Origin of the sequence: Oerskovia rustica, from assembly GCF_014836555.1 — a bacterium.
GTDB lineage: Bacteria > Actinomycetota > Actinomycetes > Actinomycetales > Cellulomonadaceae > Oerskovia > Oerskovia rustica.
Genome location: NZ_JACSQQ010000023.1, coordinates 1 through 14,357, shown reverse-complemented (window position 1 = coordinate 14,357; position 14,357 = coordinate 1). Strand labels below are relative to the sequence as shown.

Here is a 14,357-nt window from a genome sequence, read left to right as displayed (position 1 = left end):
CCCCCCCCCCCCCCCCCCCCCCCTCCTCGTTCGTCCTCGGCCCGCGCCTCCTCTCCGGGTCGGCGCGGGCCGCACGAGCTACTTCGTGCCCGACGTCCAGCGTCGGCGGGCGACGACCGCCGCGAGGCCGACCGCGACGAACAGCACCGACAGCCCGGCGATCATCGCGATGTCCGCGCCCGTCGTGGCGAGGTCGCCGTCGGGGATCGTCGGGTCGGACGGGGTGGGCGTCGGCGTGGGGGTCGGCACGGCGTCGGCCGCGTTGGTCACGACGACCTCGGCCGAGGAGCCACCGCCCACCACGAGCCGGTTCGTGGCCTGACCGTCGACCGTGATGGTCGGCGTCCCCCAGGTGATCCCCGGGACGCCCGGCAGCGCGATCTCCTCGAACGTGACGACCGTGCCCTCGGGCAGGTCCTGCGGCCCGGCCACGGGGGTTCCGTCCGCGGGCACCTGGACGTCCTGGCTGACGGTCGTGCCGTTGAGGGCGTAGGAGTAGCGCACCGTGAACACGGTGTCCGCGGGCACCTGGGCGGCGGCGTCCCCGTCGAGCGCCTTCGCGATCTCGAACCCGCCGACGGTGCTGCGGAACGTGTTGGTCACGGTGACCGCGACGATCCCCGTCTCACCCGTGCCGATCACGACGTCCGTGGGGTCGACGTCGGAGCCCGTCCACTCGTAGGTGCTCGCGGCGAAGTCCCCGGGCTCCTCGGTGAGCGGCGCCTCCGTGAAGGTGCACGTGGTCCCGACCGGGAACCACGCCTCGTCACCGCCGACGTCGGGGCGGACCGTCGCGCCTGCCGCAAGGCTCACGGTCCCGGACGTCACGGCCGGCGCGACGGCGACGCCGTCCACGAAGGCCCCGGCCGAGCACTGCCAGTCGACGTCGAACGTCCGGTCACCGACGTACCCACCCTCGGGTCCGGACACGGCCTTCGTCAGGTCGACCGTACCGAGCAGGGTGTTGACCAGGCCGATCGTGATGTTCTGGCCGACCGTCTCGATCGTGAACGTGTCGGTCGCCTCGCCGTCGATCGTGAACACCGGGTCGGCCCACTGCCTGTCCCCCACGTCCACGGGGACGAGCACCCCGTCGACCTCCTCGTAGATGCCGTCGAGGTCCTCGAGGATCTCGCACGTCACGCCCACCGGGAGGTTGCCGAAGACCGTGACCTCGTCGGCCTTGACCGACCAGCCGGTGATGAAGACCGAGCCGTCCTCGAGGGTGCAGCGCGCCGACCCCGTGAAGACGAGGTTCGTCAGACCCGAGCCCGGTGCCACGGACTTGGTCACCGTCACCGACCCGACCTCGGTCGGGAGGGGCGGCACGTCGTCGTCGCACGGGAACGCGTAGTTCCAGGGGTAGTTGTGGTGCTCGGTACCCGCGCCGCCCATCGTGTAGTCGCCCCCGACGAGGATGCGGCCGTTGGTGCTGGTCGTCGCCGTGAGGTTGATACCAGGGCCCATGATCGAGCCCATGAACTGGCCGTTCTGACCGATCGACACGTCGGTGTCCCCCGTGAAGTTCCACATCAGGCTCGACGCGAAGGCGCTGAAGCCGGGGAAGCCGAACGCGTCGACCCGCACGCCGTCGGCCGTGAAGTCCTGCGGCGAGAAGGTCACGGGTCCGCCGGTCACGTTGACCACGATCGAGTCGCCGTCCGGGATGCCGTTGAACTGGACGGCGGTCTTGCCGTTCAGGGTCGCGGCGTCGATCGTGAAGACCTGGAGCCCTGAGTGCGCCGGGTCGTCGGGGCCCGCGGTGAAGATCACCGTGCCGTCCGACGCCGCGGTCGCCCCGTTCACCGAGAGCGCGGCCAGCTCACCCGAGACCGTGACCATCTCCCCGGGGAACACGCCCGGGTCGTAGGGGTCCAGCGCCGGCCCCAGCCCCATGTTCTCGGTGGCCCCCGCGCCGTTCGTCACGAGCCGGGACTCGTCCTCGATGCCTCCCCCGGCGTGCACGGCGCCGCCACCCGTAGCCCCCGCGCCGACGTCGACCGTCGACGAGGGACCGATGGTCAGGTTCCCGCCCACGGCCAGCATGGTCGAACCGGGGGTGGGCGCCGAGCCCGAGCCGGCCCCCACGATCCCGACGTTGAAGATCCCGGCCCGCTCGAAGCTCGCGTCGCCGTGGACCACGAGCAGCCCCTCGCTCTCGGCCGCGTTCTCGTTCGCCGTGAAGTCCCCGCCGACGTACACCGAGACGGCGTTGTCGGTGAACAGGGGCGGCCCCACGGTCCCGTCGTTGTCCTCGTCGGGGCACGTCGGGAGCTGGTCGGCGGCGGCCGGCGCGACGAACGGTCCGACCGTCGCGGCCCCGAGGGTCAGGGCGGCCGTCAGGGCGAGGACCGACGTCGAGGCGACCAGCCGTCGACGCGAGGTCAAGCCTTCGGGGGAGCGGGTGTTCGTCATCGGGCACGCCCTTCCTCGTCGAGTCCTGACAGTCTCTGGTCAAGCGGGAGACCGGGCAACCGGTAGGGATTCGTCCCGGTGAACCGCGAGGTGCCCGACCTGGACCGGACGTCAGGACTGCGCCGGACCCGCCACCTGGGCGGCGAGGTGCCGCTGTTCCGGGGTGCTCGTGGCGTGCGCGGCGGCCCGGCGGTAGTGCTCGAGCGCTGCCGTCCGGTGCCCGGCCTGCTCCGGCTCATCGGGGGCACGAGGAGAGGGAGCGCGCAGGTCGCCCTGCGCGCTCCCTCCCGGTGGTCCGCGGAGCCGTCAGCCCCAGACGAGCGCCTGGGCCGGGTCCTCGAGGATCTTCGCGACGTCGGCGAGGACGTACGCACCGAGCGCGCCGTCGACCAGGCGGTGGTCGAAGCTCAGCGCGAGCTGCGTGACCCAGCGCTTCTTGATCTTGCCCTTGTGGACCCAGGGCTGCTCGCGGATCGCGCCGAACGCGAGGATCGCGGCCTCGCCCGGGTTGAGGATCGGGGTGCCGGTGTCGATCCCGAAAACGCCCACGTTGGTGATCGTGATGGTCCCGTCCGACATGTCGGCGGGCGACGTGCGGCCGGCCCGGGCCGTGGCCGTGAGGTCGGCGAGCCCCTGCGCGAGGCCCTTGAGGTCGAGGCGGTGGGCGTCCTTGATGTTGGGCACGACGAGCCCGCGCGGCGTCGCGGCCGCGATCCCCAGGTTCACGTAGTGCTTGTAGACGATCTCCTGCGCGGCCTCGTCCCAGCTCGCGTTGATGTCGGGGTGGCGGCGCACCGCGAGCAGCAGCGCGCGGGCCGTGATGAGCAGGGGCGTGACGCGCACGTCCTTGAACTCGCGGTCCTCACGGAGCTTCGCGACGAGCTTCATGGTCTTGGTGACGTCGACCGTGTGGAACTCGGTCACGTGCGGGGCCGTGAAAGCGCTCTGGACCATGGCCTCGGCCGTGCGCTTGCGGACGGACTTCACGGGTACGCGCGTCTGGCGTCCGTCGGGGGTCACGGACGAGCCCGTACCTGCGTCGTTGAGCCAGGGCGAGTCGTCGCCCGCGTAGGTGGCGAGCGTGCGCGGCTCGGAGCGTGCGTTGTAGGCGAGGACGTCCTCGCGCGTGATGATCCCGCCGGGACCGGTCGCGGGCACGGACGCGAGCTCGACGCCCAGGTCGCGCGCGAGCTTGCGCACGGGGGGCTTGGCGAGGACGGTCCGGCCGGCGGTCGCGGCGGAGACCAGGGCACGGAGGGGGCCCGACGGCGCCGGGCGCGCCGGCGCGACGGCGGGGGCCGGGGGCGCCCGAGCGGGAGGCGCGGCGACGGGAGCGGGGCGCTCCGCCGTCGGGCCGGCGGACGCAGCGGCGGCCCGGCGCGGGCGACGCGCGCTCGCCTGCTCGGCGACGCCGTAGCCGACGAGCACGGCGCCGCCACCCTCGGCAGCAGGTGCCTCGGCCGCGGGGGCGGCGGGAGCGGGCGCCGACGGCTCGCCCGTCGGGTCCGTGTCGACCACGATGATCGGCACGCCGACCTCGACCGTGTCGCCCTCGGCGACGAGCAGCTCGGTGACGACGCCCGTGTAGGGGGACGGGAGCTCGACGAGCGACTTGGCCGTCTCGATCTCCACGATCGTCTGGTTGACCGTGACCTCGTCACCGACGGCGACGTGCCACTGCACGATCTCCGCCTCGGTGAGTCCTTCGCCGGCGTCAGGGAGCTTGAACTGCTCGAAGGTGGGCACTGCCTGCTCCTCGGGTGGTCGTGCTGCTGTGGTCAGGGGGTGGTGCGACGGGCCGAGCGGGCCGAGGCTAGAACGCCATGGCGCGGTCGACCGCGTCCAGGACCCGGTCGAGGCTCGGCAGGTACTCGTGCTCGAGCTTCGCGACCGGGTACGGCGTGTGGAAGCCGCCCACGCGCAGCACGGGGGACTCGAGCTCGTAGAAGCACTCCTCGGTCACGCGTGCGGCGATCTCGGCGCCCGAGCCGAGGAACGTGGCGGCCTCGTGCACCACGACGCAGCGCCCGGTCCTGCGGACCGACGCGACGACCGTCGCGGTGTCGAGCGGCGAGATGTTGCGCAGGTCGACGACCTCGATGCTCGTCCCCTCGGCGGCGGCCGCGGCCGCCGCCTTGAGCGCGGTCGGGACCGTGGGGCCGTACGCGACGAGCGTCAGGTCCGTGCCCTCGCGCACCACGACCGCGGAGTTGAGCGTCGAGTCGCCCACGGGGCCGTCGAGCACGACGTCGCCCTTGTCCCAGTAACGTCCCTTGGGCTCGAAGAACAGCACGGGGTCCGGGGACGCGATGGCCTCGCGGATCATCGTGTACGCGTCCTGCGGCGTCGACGGCGAGACGACGCGCAGCCCGGGGGTGTGCGCGAACAGCGCCTCGGGGCTCTCGCTGTGGTGCTCGACCGCGCCGATACCGCCGCCGAACGGCACGCGGATCACCACGGGAAGGTTGAGACGCCCGCGCGAGCGGTAGTGCATCTTGGCGAGCTGCGTCGTGATCTGGTCGTAGGCCGGGAAGATGAAGCCGTCGAACTGGATCTCGCACACGGGCCGGTAGCCGCGCAGCGCGAGGCCGATCGCGGTCCCGACGATGCCGGACTCGGCGAGCGGGGTGTCGACCACGCGGTCCTCGCCGAAGCTCGCCTGGAGCCCGTCGGTCACGCGGAAGACGCCGCCGAGCCTGCCGATGTCCTCGCCCATGAGCAGGACCTTGGGGTCGCCCGCGAGCGAGGCGCGCATGCCCTCGTTGATGGCCTTGCCCAGCGTGAGGCGGGCCGTGCCGGTCGCCGTGGCCGGTGCGGTGGTGGTCGGCGCGCTCATCGTGCTCCTCCGTGCTGGTCGTGCGTCCTCGAGGCTCCCTCGTCCGTGAAGGACGCCTCGTACTCCTCGAACCACCGGCGCTCGGCCGTGACGACCGCGTGCTCGGTCGCGTACACGTGCTCGAACATCGACTCGGTCGACGGGCGGCCCAGGCCGCGGACGAACGTCCGCAGGCGCTCGCCGAGCGCGTCACCCTCGGCCTCGAGGTCCGCGGCCCACTGCTCGTCCCAGGCGCCCTCGGCCTCCAGGAGGAGGCGCAGACGGTCGATGGGGTCCCGACGGCGCCACAGCTCCTCCTGCTCGGAGGTGCGGTAGCGCGTGGGGTCGTCCGAGGTCGTGTGGGCACCCATGCGGTACGTGTAGGCCTCGATGAACGTGGGGCCCCCGCCCGAGTGCGCGCGCTCGAGGGCCTCGGCCGTCGCGGCGTAGCACGCCAGGACGTCGTTGCCGTCGACCCGCAGGCTCGGGATGCCGAAGCCGTGGGCGCGCTGGTGGATCGGCACGCGCGACTGCTTGGTCGTCGGCTCGGAGATGGCCCACTGGTTGTTCTGGCAGAAGAACACGACCGGGGACTCGTTGACCGCGGCGAAGACGAGGGCCTCGCTCACGTCGCCCTGGGACGTGGCGCCGTCGCCGAAGTACGTCACGACCGCGGTGTCCTTGGTCGCGTCGCCCGTGCCGACGAGCCCGTCGCGCTGGACGCCCATCGCGTAGCCCGTCGCGTGCAGCGTGTGCGAGCCGATCACGAGCGTGTAGAGGTGGAAGTTGTGCTCGTCCGGGTCCCAGCCGCCGTGGTCGATGCCGCGGAACTGGCGCAGGATGTCCGCGACGTCGACGCCGCGCGTGTACGCGACCCCGTGCTCGCGGTAGGACGGGAAGACGTAGTCCTGCGGGGCGAGCGCCCGGCCCGAGCCGATCTGCGCGGCCTCCTGGCCGAGCGCCTGCGGGAAGAGTCCGAGCTCGCCCTGACGCTGCAGCGAGGTCGACTCGTCGTCGAAGCGGCGGGTCAGGACCATGTCGCGGTACAGGCCGCGCAGGGCGTCGGCGTCCAGGTGGGCGACGCGCTCGCGATAGGCCGCGTTCTCCGGGGTCTCGACCCGCACGCCGGTCGGGGTCAGGAGCTGGAGGAGGTCCGCGTCGACGGGGAGCGTCGCCCCGGTGTCCGTCGTGCCGGAGTCCGTCGAGGCCGCCAGGGGACCGCCGGCAGGCTCGGCTGCGAGGTCGGCCGCGGGGGCCGTGTGCTGCTGGTTCACGCGTTCTCCTTCGGTGCGGCCCGAGGCGTGAGCCCGGGTCGCTCGGGGGCGGTCCTCGGCCGTTCCCGACCGAACCTACGACACCGTAGCTTACGCAAGCGTAGGCTACGAGCCCGTAGCCTCCTCCGCCATTGGAGGACAAACCTCCCCCGCTCGTCTTTGGAGGTTCCCTCCAACCCGACGTCCGCGTCACGCCGCGAACCAGGGCGTCACGGGCAGAACGGTTGGCGCTACCCCTCAGAAGCCCGGGGTGCCCCGCCTCCCCCAGGCCCCTCGCCCCGTACGTCGGTGCCTGTCCGCACGACGAGACTCGGGGGTCAGCCCTGCGGATACTGGCCGGTGTACCCCGCCCTCGCGCGGAGGGCGTCCCGCTCCCGGACGACCGGCCACGTCGAGAACGCGAACACCAGGAACATCACGACGTTCAGCAGCGGCACGATCCCCACGAGGACCCACCACCCCGAGTAGCCGGCCTTGCGGATGATCTGGATGTAGGCGATCAGGAAGATGATCGCGACGGCCGCCCAGACGATCAGCGCGGCCGTGCCGAAGAGCCAGCCGTAGTCGTCCTGGAGCTGGTCGTACGAGGGAGTGTCCATACCGGGAGTCTTCTCCCGGTGGACCCCTCCGGCAACAGGTACCGGTGCCGCTACCTCCAGCTCGCCGCGACCCTCAGGAACGCCTCGGTCGCCTCCTCCTCGCCCACGCTCACCCGGATGCCCTCGCCCGCGAACGGGCGCACCAGGAGACCCGCGGCCGACGCACCCGCGGCGAGCTCCGCCGTCGGGCCACCGAGCGGGAACCACACGAAGTTCGCCTGCGTCTCCGGCAGGTCCCACCCCTGGTCCCGCAGCCCCTCGACCAGGCGCTCGCGCCGCGAGACCAGGTGCTCGACGCGCTCGAGCAGCTCGTCCTTGACCGACAGGGCCGCGAGCGCCGCTCGCTGGGCCACGTGCGAGACACCGAACGGCGTAGAGACCGCGCGGACGCCCGCCGCCAGCGCGGGCTCGGCGACCGCGTAGCCGACGCGCAGCCCGGCCAGGCCGTACGCCTTGGACAGCGTGCGCAGCAGGACCACGTTGGGGTGCGCCGCGAGGACCGCGAGGCCGTCGGGCGCCTGCGGGTCACGCACGAACTCCAGGTAGGCCTCGTCGAGGACCACCAGGACGTCGGACGGGACCGCCGCGAGGAACGCGTCGAGCTCGCCCGCGTGCACCACGGGGCCCGTCGGGTTGTTGGGCGTGCAGACCAGGACGACGCGCGTGCGGTCGCTGACCGCCGCGGCCATCGCGGGCAGGTCGAGCCGACCGTCCCGGGTCACCGGGACGCGCACCGAGGTGCCGCCCGCGACCGCGACCGCGATCGGGTACGCCTCGAACGAACGCCACGGGTAGACGACCTCGTCGCCCGCGTCCACGACTGCCGAGAGGATGTGCGCGAGCACGGCCACCGAGCCGTTGCCCACGACGACCTGCGCCGCGTCCACGCCCAGGTCGGTCGCGAGCGCCTCGGTCAGGTCCGTCGCGTACATGTCCGGGTAGCGGTTGGTGTCCGCGGCCGCGTCGACGATCGCCGCGACGACCGCGGCGGGCGGCGGGTACGGGTTCTCGTTGGACGACAGCTTGAACGCGCTCGACCCGGGTGCGAGGCGCGCGCCCGGCACGTAGGCAGGCAGCGCGGCGACGGCGGCACGGAGGGGGACGCCTGCGGCGGGGGGCGTGGGCACGGAGGGCGCTGGGCTGGTCACGCCCTCCAGGATGCCACCGTCCCCCGCTGCCCGACGGCGTCGCTCACCTCGTGAGCCGGGTGCGGGCTTCGGGCGCGAGACCGCGTGTGTGGACGCCGACTCCCGGCGGCCGGTGGCAGGATGGCACGCATGAGCTTCGTCATCCGCGTCATCGTCACCGGCATCGCGATCTGGCTCACGAGCCTGTTCATCGACGACCACTTCTCGATCGTCGGCTCCGACTCCGTCGGCGGCCAGATCGTGATCGTCCTCGCCGTGGCCCTCATCTACTCGCTGGTCAACGCGATCATCAAGCCGATCGTGCAGATCATCTCGATCCCGCTCTACATCCTCACGCTGGGCCTGTTCACGCTCGTCGTGAACGCCCTCATGCTGATGCTCACGGCGTGGATCACCGAGCAGACCAACTGGGGCATCCGGATCGAGGGCGGGTTCTGGTGGGCGCTGCTCGCCGCGCTCATCATCGGCGTCCTGAACTTCCTCATCTCCGCGGTGGTCGCACCCAAGTCGCGGGTCTGAACCTGCCGGGCCCGACCTCGACCACGGGCGACCATGAGCCTCTGGAGCAGCACCACGGCCGGACTCGTCGTCCTGCCCGACGGACGCCGCGTCCGCGGCCGTGGCCTGGCCGCCGGGCCTCCCGACGACACCGAGCTCCCTGAGGTCGGGCTCTACCTCACGGCACGCCCGCACGCGGAGGCCTGGGAGTCCCGGTGGGTCTCCTGGCCAGACTTCGGCCTGCCCCGTTCGACGTCGGACGCGGTCGAGGCGCTCCGCGACGTGTACGAACGCTCGGCCCTGTCCCGCGCCGAGATCGCGTGCGACGGCGGCACCGGGCGCACGGGCACAGCGATCGCGCTCCTCGCACGGTGGGCAGGGGTGCCCGCCGACGACGCCGTGGCGTGGGTGCGCGCCGGCTACCGTCCGCGCGCGGTCGAGACCGCGGCGCAGGAGCGTCTCGTCGCCCGCCTCGACCTGGACCGGGACCCCTCTCACTCCCCCCGGGGTCATGGCGGCGCGACCGGCAACGGGTCGAGCGCCCCACGGAAGTAGCGCGCCTCGACGCGGTCACCCGAGACGGCCTTCTCGAGCGCGTCGAGGTTGTCCATGAGACCTGGGTGGCCGATCCCCCGGGCTCGGCTCAGGACGTCGACGTGATGCGGCACGCCGTGCGGGATGCGGCTCTCTCTCCTGGGCGCCCCCGGGGCGTCGAGGTCCGCGCGGACCGTGACCTGGTGCGGACCGACCGGGTTGTCGGTGCCGTCGAACTGCGAGATCACCTCCTGCTCGTTCTCGACGTGCGTGGCGCGGACGCCTGAGGGCAAGGCCGCCAGCCCGACCGGCGCCCCGGCCGTCAAGACCTGACGGACGTCGTAGCGGGGCACGGCTCCTGCCGAGCCCGCAGCCCCCCTCGCACCGGTCGCTGCCGCCGCGACGGCCATCGCGACCATGCCGCCCTGCGAGTGGCCCACGAGGACGACCTCCTCCCCCTCGGGGATCTCCGCCTGGCGCATCGCGTCGAGGACGTGCGCGGTGCTGTCAGCGGGCTCCCCCTGCACCAGGTCGAAGTTCGACGTCATGCTGAACGGTGTCGTCAGCCTGCCGAGCTGCGTCCCGGGCACCGTCACCACCCACGTCGCCCGGTGGTCGTCGCCGACGTACTTCTCGACCGAGACGACCGAGTCCGGGAGGTCGTTGCCCTTGCCGTAGACCACGTCGATCCCGGACAGGAGATCCTCCGCGCTGCGCGCGGCGGGCTTGCTGAAACCGTCGGGCAGGGTGTCGTCCGTCAGCTCGGTCGTGACGACCTCCGGGGCGAAGTTCCGCCGGTAGGAGTCGGACACACCACGCAGCATGCCCGCGGCCTCTCCCACGTCCGAGCGCCCCTCGAGGTCCGGCACAGGACTCAGGACCGTGAGGACGGTGCCCAGGTCACGGACGGCCTCGTCGTGATACGCCCCGGATCCGCTGACGAACCGGTCCCAGCGGACGCCGCGCCCCGCGGCCGCCCACACCGCGACGTTCGCGAGCCCTGCTCCCACCGTCAGCCCGACCCCGGTCCCGGGGATGCCCGCGAGCCACGAGAGGAAGCGCTCCGCGCCCGACTCGCCCTCCTCGTAGATCCCGGCGGCCTTCCGGAGCCGGTCGAACAGCCCCAGGAGCACCTCCCGCGCCCGGATCAGCGCGTCGGTGTAGGCCACGGTCTCGTCGAGCAGCGCGGAGCGGGCGGCGACGACCTCGGGCGGGACGGGCACCCACGCCGACGAGGCCCCGGGGCCGGGGGGGGGGGCCGCCGCGGGACCCCCGGGGGCCGGCCCCGCGGCAACGCCCGGGCCACCCGCCCACTACCGTTGACCCCAGACCACCCCACCTACCGCGTCAGGAGAGCACCGTGGCCGATTCATCGATGGACATCGTCAGCAAGGTCGACCGCCAGGAGGTCGACAACGCCCTCAACCAGGCGATCAAGGAGATCCAGACGCGCTACGACTTCAAGAACATCGGCGCGTCGATCGCCTGGAGCGGCGAGAAGATCGTCATGATCGCGAACTCCGAGGAGCGCGTCCTCGCGATCCTCGACGTCTTCCAGACCAAGCTCATCAAGCGCGGCATCTCGCTCAAGGCGTTCGACACGGGCGAGAACGAGCCCAAGCTGTCGGGCAAGGAGTACCGCCTCGAGGGCGTGCTCAAGGAGGGCCTCGCGGGCGAGAACGCGAAGAAGGTCACCAAGATCATCCGCGAGGAAGGCCCCAAGGGCGTCAAGACCCAGATCACGGGCGACGAGGTCCGCGCGACGAGCAAGTCGCGCGACGACCTCCAGGCCGTCCAGACGCTGCTCAAGGGTGCCGACCTGGACTTCGCGGTGCAGTTCACGAACTACCGCTGACCACCTCCTGACGGGCGCGTCGCTGCTCGGGCTCCTGCCCGACGGCGGCGCGCCCGTCCGCGTGCCGGGCCCCGCCGTGTCACGCCCGCAGCGTGCGGGCGTGTCGCTCCAGCGCGGACCTAGACTCACGGCGTGGACACTCTCCGACTCCCGGCGACGCCCGTGCTGAGCCACGGGGTCCCCCGCGCCGTCCCGGCCCGCACTGCTGGACACCCCGCATGACCAGCCCCCTGCGCCGGCCCCGTGTGGTCGCGACGGACCTCGACGGGACGCTCCTGCGCTCGGACGGCACGGTCTCGGCGCGCACGCGCGAGGTCTTGGAGGCTCTGGACGAGGCCGGGACGCAGGTCGTGTTCGTCACGGCCCGCCCGCCCCGCTGGCTGACCGAGGTCGGGCGCCTGGTGGGCGGCCACGGCGTGATCATCTGCCTGGGTGGCGCGTGCGTGTACGACGTCGGCACGCGCCAGGTCGTCGAGTCCCGCGGCTTCGCCCTGCCCGCGCTGCGTGACGTGGTCCGCGACCTGCGCGCCGCGGTGCCCGGTGTCGCGCTCGCCGTCGAGCAGGTCGACGGCCCGGTGTTCGACGCGACGTTCCGGCACGAGGAGGACATGCCGGACTCCTGGCGCGGGCCGGTCGAGCGCGCGCTCGGCTCCCCCGTCGCCAAGCTGCTCGCGCGCACGGACGCCCTGGGCCAGGACGAGTTCTTCGAGCAGGTGCTCGACGTCGTGGGCGACCGTGCCCTGCTCGCGTTCTCCGGGGCCGCGGGGCTCGCAGAGCTCCTCCCTCCCGACGTGACCAAGGCCGGCGCCCTGGCCGCCTGGTCCTCGTCCCACGGCATCGGGGCCCACGAGGTCTGGGCGTTCGGCGACATGCCCAACGACCTCCCGATGCTCACCTGGGCAGGAACCTCGTACGCCGTAGCGAACGCGCACCCGGAGGTGCTCGAGGCCGCGACCCACGTGACGGCGTCGAACGACGAGGACGGTGTCGCCGTCGCCCTGGAGCGGCTGCTCGACGGGTCGAGCCCGTCGGCGAGCAACCCGACGGCGACCGGTCGGCAGGGCATCTGATGGGCGCTCGACAGGGCACCGGGCGCCGGCAGGCGTCCTCGGCCGCGAACCGCCGACGAGGCCGGGCGGCAGCGCTCATCCTCGCGCTCGCGCTCGCGACCACCGGGTGCACGAGCCCCGCCCCTGCGGATACGCAGGTGCCCGCGCCGACCACCGCGCCCGACGGCGCGATGCTCACCACGTTCTCCTACGGCCCGCGCCCGGCCCAGACGGCCGACCTGATCCTGCCCGCGTCGCTCGCCGCGAGCACCGAGGAACTGCGTACGCCGTCCGAGACCACGGAGGTCGAGGGGGCGGGAGAGAGCGTCGACGTCGTCGTCCTGGTCCACGGCGGCGGCTGGGCCGCCGAGTACGACCGTTCGTCCGAGGCCCCGGTGGCCCGCGACCTCACCGACGACGGCATCGTGGTGTGGAACCTCGACTACCGCGGGGTGGGCGCGGCCGACCCCGCCGACGAGGGCGGGTGGCCAGGCACGTTCGAGGACGTGGCGGCGGGTCTCGACCTGCTCCCCGAGGCTCTCGCGACCGTGGGCCTGACACCCGGGCGCGTGGCCGTCGTCGGGCACTCCGCGGGCGGGACCATGGCACTGTGGCTCGCGGCCCGGCACACCCTGCCCGACGGCGCCCCCGGCGCCTCCCCGCTCGTCCGGCCCGACCTCGTGGTCACCCAGGCGGGCGTGAACGACCTGCTGGACGCAGGGGCCGTGCACGGGTCGCGGGGGCCGGTCGAGGCCCTCATGGGCGGCTCGACGAGCGAGGTCACGGACGACCGGTACGACCTGGCGTCCCCCACCGCACGGCTCCCGCTCGGTGTCCCGACGCTCGTCACGACCGGCGACCTGGACGCCGTCGTCCTGCCCTCGGTCGCGACCGACTACGCCGAGGCGGCGCGGGCGGCCGGGGACGACGTGACGCTCGCGGTCATCCCCGGCGAGGACCACCTGTCGCCCCAGAACCCCCGCTCGGGCGCGTGGGCCGCGGTGCGCGACTGGCTGGCCGAGCGTGGCATCGCACCGGCCGGGGCCGCGAGATAGAGGGAGCTCGTCGACACGGCGCTCCCTCGGCGGCAGAGACCTCCGGCGACACGGGCTCAGTAGCGCGTGATGCCGCCCTGCTGGCCCGCCATGCGCTCGAGGCGCTGGATGCGGTCGGCCATGGGCGGGTGCGTCGCGAACATCTTCGCGACGCCCGCGCCGCGGAACGGGTTGGCGATCATGACGTGCGAGACGTCGACCAGGTCGCGGTTCTGCGGCAGCGGAGCCCGCGCCGTCCCCTGCTCGAGCTTGCGCAGCGCGGACGCGAGCGCGAGCGGGTCGCCCGTGAGCTTGGCCCCGTCCTCGTCGGCGTCGTACTCGCGCGTCCGGGAGATCGCGAGCTGGATCACCATCGCCGCCACGGGCGCGAGGACCGCCATCGCGAGGGCCGCCAAGGGGTTGCCGCCCCGTTCGCGGTTGCCGCCGAAGATCAGCAGGAACTGGGCGAGCGACGTGATGACGCCGGCCATGGCGCTCGCCACTGACGACGTGAGGATGTCGCGGTTGTACACGTGCATGAGCTCGTGCCCCAGGACGCCGCGGAGCTCGCGCTCGTCGAGGAGGACCAGGATGCCCTCGGTGCAGCACACTGCGGCGTTCTTGGGGTTGCGGCCCGTCGCGAACGCGTTGGGGGCCTGCGTGGGCGAGACGTACAGCTTGGGCATGGGTTGGCGAGCGGCGGTCGAGAGCTCACGCACGATCCTGTACATCACGGGCTGCTCGAGCTCGCTCACGGGCCGCGCGTGCATGGCCCTGATCGCGATCTTGTCGGAGTTCCAGTAGCCGTACGCCGTGGTCACGAGACCGATCGCGACGAAGATCCACAACGTGCTGGCCGACCGTCCGAACACGGCCCACAGGCCCAGGATCACGACCCACATGATCCCGAAGAGCCCTGCGGTCTTCAGACCGTTGAAATGCTGATGACCCACGCTCAGCCCCTTCCGTCGAGCACAGGATGCCGTGGTGCGAGCATCCACCGGGAGAACGCTCGGCGCACGCGGGGGGTTCCCTCCGACCTCGCAGCAGCGGTGGTGCGCCGCCCTGCTGCCTCGCAGGTCATCCGGGGACGACGACGGCGCCCGGCCCGGGTGGGCGGGGCGCCGTCGAGGTGC

Annotated in this window: 13 protein-coding genes; 5 read left to right on the top strand and 8 right to left on the bottom strand. The window is 72.8% G+C overall.

Annotated features, from left to right (window positions below):
• Positions 1 to 78: 78 nt before the first annotated feature.
• The 6 genes from H9652_RS13585 to hisC form a co-directional block, all read right to left on the bottom strand.
• Positions 79 to 2,415, bottom strand: coding sequence for a choice-of-anchor A family protein (locus H9652_RS13585; RefSeq protein ID WP_191796716.1), 2,337 nt, complete (start codon positions 2,413 to 2,415; stop codon positions 79 to 81).
• Between the two features lie 306 nt (positions 2,416 to 2,721).
• A complete protein-coding gene (locus H9652_RS13580) occupies positions 2,722 to 4,161 on the bottom strand; it encodes a dihydrolipoamide acetyltransferase family protein (RefSeq protein ID WP_191796715.1) in 1,440 nt (479 codons plus the stop codon).
• Positions 4,162 to 4,228: 67 nt separating this feature from the next.
• Positions 4,229 to 5,251 (bottom strand): alpha-ketoacid dehydrogenase subunit beta, encoded by a 1,023-nt coding sequence (locus H9652_RS13575; RefSeq protein WP_191796714.1) that lies wholly within the window; start codon positions 5,249 to 5,251, stop codon positions 4,229 to 4,231.
• A complete protein-coding gene (pdhA, locus tag H9652_RS13570; protein WP_404822030.1) occupies positions 5,248 to 6,444 on the bottom strand; it encodes a pyruvate dehydrogenase (acetyl-transferring) E1 component subunit alpha in 1,197 nt (398 codons plus the stop codon). The genes H9652_RS13575 and pdhA overlap by 4 nt, the downstream gene beginning before the upstream one ends.
• A 377-nt stretch (positions 6,445 to 6,821) precedes the next feature.
• Positions 6,822 to 7,103, bottom strand: a complete 282-nt coding sequence (locus tag H9652_RS13565; RefSeq protein WP_225228235.1) for a DUF805 domain-containing protein — start codon at positions 7,101 to 7,103, stop codon at positions 6,822 to 6,824.
• A 50-nt stretch (positions 7,104 to 7,153) separates the two neighbouring features.
• On the bottom strand, positions 7,154 to 8,251 hold the full coding sequence (hisC, locus tag H9652_RS13560) for a histidinol-phosphate transaminase (RefSeq protein WP_318244171.1): 1,098 nt from the start codon (positions 8,249 to 8,251) through the stop codon (positions 7,154 to 7,156).
• A 129-nt stretch (positions 8,252 to 8,380) separates the two neighbouring features.
• Between hisC and H9652_RS13555 the strand changes: the two genes are divergently transcribed.
• Together H9652_RS13555 and H9652_RS13550 are read left to right on the top strand one after the other, a co-directional pair.
• Positions 8,381 to 8,770 (top strand): phage holin family protein, encoded by a 390-nt coding sequence (locus H9652_RS13555; protein WP_191796712.1) that lies wholly within the window; start codon positions 8,381 to 8,383, stop codon positions 8,768 to 8,770.
• 33 nt (positions 8,771 to 8,803) lie between these two features.
• The gene (locus tag H9652_RS13550) at positions 8,804 to 9,304 is read left to right on the top strand and encodes a protein-tyrosine phosphatase family protein (RefSeq protein WP_191796711.1); all 501 of its coding nucleotides are present in this window, start codon (positions 8,804 to 8,806) and stop codon (positions 9,302 to 9,304) included.
• Here H9652_RS13550 and H9652_RS13545 read toward each other — a convergent pair.
• Positions 9,259 to 10,506, bottom strand: coding sequence for an alpha/beta fold hydrolase (locus tag H9652_RS13545; protein ID WP_191796710.1), 1,248 nt, complete (start codon positions 10,504 to 10,506; stop codon positions 9,259 to 9,261). The genes H9652_RS13550 and H9652_RS13545 overlap by 46 nt on opposite strands.
• Before the next feature lie 137 nt (positions 10,507 to 10,643).
• Between H9652_RS13545 and H9652_RS13540 the strand changes: the two genes are divergently transcribed.
• The 3 genes from H9652_RS13540 (at position 10,644) to H9652_RS13530 (ending at position 13,242) form a co-directional block, all read left to right on the top strand.
• On the top strand, positions 10,644 to 11,138 hold the full coding sequence (locus H9652_RS13540; protein WP_191796709.1) for a YajQ family cyclic di-GMP-binding protein: 495 nt from the start codon (positions 10,644 to 10,646) through the stop codon (positions 11,136 to 11,138).
• Positions 11,139 to 11,356: 218 nt separating this feature from the next.
• Positions 11,357 to 12,208: an HAD family hydrolase gene (locus tag H9652_RS13535; protein WP_191796708.1), complete on the top strand. Its 852-nt coding sequence runs from the start codon at positions 11,357 to 11,359 to the stop codon at positions 12,206 to 12,208.
• Complete coding sequence (locus H9652_RS13530; protein WP_191796707.1) at positions 12,208 to 13,242, top strand: alpha/beta hydrolase family protein; 1,035 nt, start codon at positions 12,208 to 12,210, stop codon at positions 13,240 to 13,242. Before H9652_RS13535 ends, H9652_RS13530 begins: the two co-directional genes overlap by 1 nt.
• Positions 13,243 to 13,298: 56 nt before the next feature.
• Here the strand turns inward: H9652_RS13530 and htpX are convergent, their stop codons facing one another.
• A complete protein-coding gene (gene htpX, locus H9652_RS13525; protein WP_191796706.1) occupies positions 13,299 to 14,174 on the bottom strand; it encodes a zinc metalloprotease HtpX in 876 nt (291 codons plus the stop codon).
• Positions 14,175 to 14,357: the final 183 nt, after the last annotated feature.